Source organism: Acidithiobacillus sp. TH-A36 (genome assembly GCF_057473445.1).
Genome location: NZ_JBYCKP010000315.1, coordinates 1 through 3,280 on the forward strand (window position 1 = coordinate 1; position 3,280 = coordinate 3,280).

Below are 3,280 nucleotides of genomic sequence, written 5' to 3' on the forward strand. Positions count from 1 at the left end.
AGCAGTGACAGATCGCATCGGCCGTTTTGCGGCAGCCGATGGTGGCACGCTCTTCCTCGATGAAGTCAGCGAACTGCCCAAACATCATCAGGCCAAATTGCTGAAGGTGCTGGAAGACATGCGCTATGAACCGGTTGGCAGTACCAAAACCCACCAGGTCGATGTGCGCGTGGTTGCTGCCAGCAATCGCAATCTCAAGGAACTGGTAGAAAGTGGGGATTTTCGGAGTGATCTGTTTTATCGGTTAAATGTGATCCCTATCCGCATTCCGGCGCTGCGTGAACGGCCTTCGGACATCATGCTCCTCGCCGAACACTTTTTGAAAATTACTACGGGAGGACACAAGAAAAGGCTTGGCTCAGCGGCCAAACATCTGCTCCTGGATTATCCCTGGCCGGGAAATGTGCGTGAACTCCGCAACGTGATGGAATATGTGGCCATCTGCAGTGCCGGACCGGAAATCAGTGACAGTGATTTCCCCAAAGACTTCCTGGACAGAATGCACTTGGGGTCATCGGTTACTTCCAGCCGATCAGAAAACGATCCGGAAGCCATTTATGATCGGGAAAACCTTTTGCAGCTACTGGATAAACATGGAGGCAATCGTGCCGCCGCCGCTCGCGAGCTGGGTATTGATCGCGTGACCCTGTGGCGGCATTTGTCCCGCCTGGGCATTTCCGGAAAAGACAGTAGCAACCATTTTGGAAATCAGTAAATTCAGGGCTCCTGCATATCCCAGAAGCCCTGAACCCCTGTTGCGCTCCCCTTGCGGGCTAGATTTTGGACATCGCTGAAAAGCTTTTGACAAAGGGTCCTGCCATACGTGGATCCTTAAGCATGCTCGCGTAGTCTCCTACCTTGAATTTGATTTTTCCGGTGGTAAACGCCATGCCCAGGCCCGTCATACCCGGAGACTTCTCTATCCACTTCAACCATTGCGGATGCTGGGCACGAATATCCCAGTTTAAAGGCTGATCAGTATACACGCCCGATGCCGTTGCCTTGCCGTTTTGTACCACCAGAAAAGCACGGGGCCTGTCTTCTTCCGGGTAACCATAAGCAATGACCGAATTAAAGCCAATCTGGGCAAGAGCGTCAGAAAGCTCGGGATCCTTGTTCCATTCCTCAACAAAACGAGCCATCCAGGCGGGTGAAAATAAATCTGCCACGGGTAATACCTCCTCATACAGGTGAACAAAAATTTGCGGACGCACGCCCGCACCAAAAAGCGGTTCTCAGGATGTCGGGTCTCTCGTCAAAAACTGTGACTTCAGATCCTGGCAATATTGGCAAAATGTAACGGCATCATCACGCTGGGCACTGCTCCAACCACACAGATCACGGCAAGACACCGCTTGCCAGAAACTCCGGGTGTTTTCCAGAAAGGCGCGCCGAAAGGGATTCCGCCGGGCGGCACCGGCACTTCCCAGACACGATAAAGCCGTCATGGAACAGAGTGCACAAGTCCCCTTATGAATTCTCCAGAGCAGCAAAATACTCATCAGCAGCAAAAAAACGGCAACAAAAAAGGTCGCTGTGGCTATCAGGATCGGCAGTGTAGACCAAGTGATCTGCAGTAGTGCCTGCCACCAACCCCATTGCGTCATCCCCCACACCACCGCCGCAATCACGACAACGTCCAGAAAAGCCACGGAAAACATCCAGCGCCGTCGCCAGCGCATCAGGTGTGGAATCGTTTCACGCATCAGGGACTGCAACTGACGCTCAAGCAACTGTGCCAAAAAACAGGGCCATAATTGGGAAAGTTTATGCAAATAAGTAACGGCGTTATCGACCGAATCAAAGCGGATGATTTGGCTCCCGAAAACAGGCTGGGTTCTTTCAGGCTGCGGTGATACTGCCAGTGACGATTCCTCCAGATACAGCAACGGACCGGTATCGGCTTCCTGTAAACCGAGAGAATGTTTCAACTGTGCGCTTTGTACATCAAGATTGATCAGAATCTGCGCTTTCGCGGCTATTTTTTTCAGACACTGTATAGCCTCTGACGGCAACGAAGACAAATCTGAAACCAGATAAAAATCTGCAGGTATGCCAACCCAATCGGGACATGGCAGCGCCTGCACGCCAGAGAACACCTGGAGAGACAGACTGCTTACTTCCGGATCAAAAACCTGGTCTGGCAATTCTTCGGGATCTTTTGGATAAATATGGATGATTTCCGTTGAATTTTCTGGAAAACTTACCGCATTCAGCCATGAATGCAGTAAGTTTTGCAATTGCCTGGCCGATCCCAAAACAAGCACGATTGGCCGGGCAGGAACGGAATGTCTCAGATCCTCCTCCGGATTTAAAACGTACATGTCGTGGAGCACGTCATTCCAGTGGCGATATTTTTCGAGAACATCCACCAAAGGCCCCCGCAGATCAGTCTCCATTCCGGCCCCGCTTATTGATGGCCGCACTATGTCCCCATTCACCCAGATCACTCACTTGTACCCCGACCCACCAGAAAGGCGCCACACTATCCTGACCATGTCCACCGACCAGATGCTGACCCGGTGCCAAATGCACATGAGCAACCAGATTTTCCGCTTCCGCACGCGTCCGAAAAACTGACCAGGCAACAACCCGCTCCATAGGGGTCATACCAGATTTTCCAGCCTGGGAGGCATGGACCTTTGAAGGTAAGTCCCGTGCCTCATCGAGAAAATGACTATCCATAATGAATTTCTCCTTCAAAATAATGAATCAGACACTCAGCCTGAATTGAGCATAAATTATGCCAACTTATAATCATTTGATTATAATAGAATCAATCTGATGGCAATCTCTATCCATGCAACGCTTTTTTATTTTATATAAAATAAAAACAATAAGATAAATCATGCATCAGATGTTGCAACACCAGCCTCGGGGGCAATAGCCACCTTCACCCTAACAACGTCAGATTATTATTATTAAATGAATCTCTTAAATTATTCTTTCTATGTTGCACGCTCTCGCCGGGTATTGTTGCATTAAAAAATCATTAAATAACATACGTATAAAATCTTTCACCATCATCAACCGTTTCACAGTGCATTTCCATAAATTAAAAATCATTTAAAAATCAGAGAACTCGATTTTGGCACATAAAATGCTTATGTACTCTCAAATTTTTATGAGCAGGTTTTCATACTTCATCACTTTTACGGAATAAAAAAAATCAGGAGTCAACCATATGTTGATCGAAAATACGTTACCCGTTTTACTCAGCCGTCTCGATTTTGCCTGGATTACCTCGCTGCATATTCTCTGGACGCCCATGACGATTGGC

General features: G+C 48.6%; 4 protein-coding genes. 1 reads left to right on the forward strand and 3 read right to left on the reverse strand.

The window, feature by feature from the left end; genetic code table 11:
* On the forward strand, positions 1-715 hold a 715-nt coding region (locus AC2VLY_RS08420; RefSeq protein WP_486922088.1), incomplete at its 5' end, for a sigma 54-interacting transcriptional regulator.
* Between the two features lie 58 nt (positions 716-773).
* Here the strand turns inward: AC2VLY_RS08420 and AC2VLY_RS08425 are convergent.
* The 3 genes from AC2VLY_RS08425 to AC2VLY_RS08435 all read right to left on the reverse strand — a co-directional run bounded on the left by AC2VLY_RS08425 (position 774) and on the right by AC2VLY_RS08435 (position 2,685).
* On the reverse strand, positions 774-1,169 hold the full coding sequence (locus tag AC2VLY_RS08425) for an SCP-2 sterol transfer family protein (RefSeq protein ID WP_193650141.1): 396 nt from the start codon (positions 1,167-1,169) through the stop codon (positions 774-776).
* Positions 1,170-1,235: 66 nt separating this feature from the next.
* Entirely contained in the window at positions 1,236-2,399 is a 1,164-nt protein-coding gene (locus AC2VLY_RS08430; RefSeq protein ID WP_486892651.1) for a hypothetical protein, read from the reverse strand.
* A complete protein-coding gene (locus tag AC2VLY_RS08435) occupies positions 2,389-2,685 on the reverse strand; it encodes a hypothetical protein (RefSeq protein WP_193650139.1) in 297 nt (98 codons plus the stop codon). Before AC2VLY_RS08435 ends, AC2VLY_RS08430 begins: the two co-directional genes overlap by 11 nt.
* Positions 2,686-3,280: the final 595 nt, after the last annotated feature.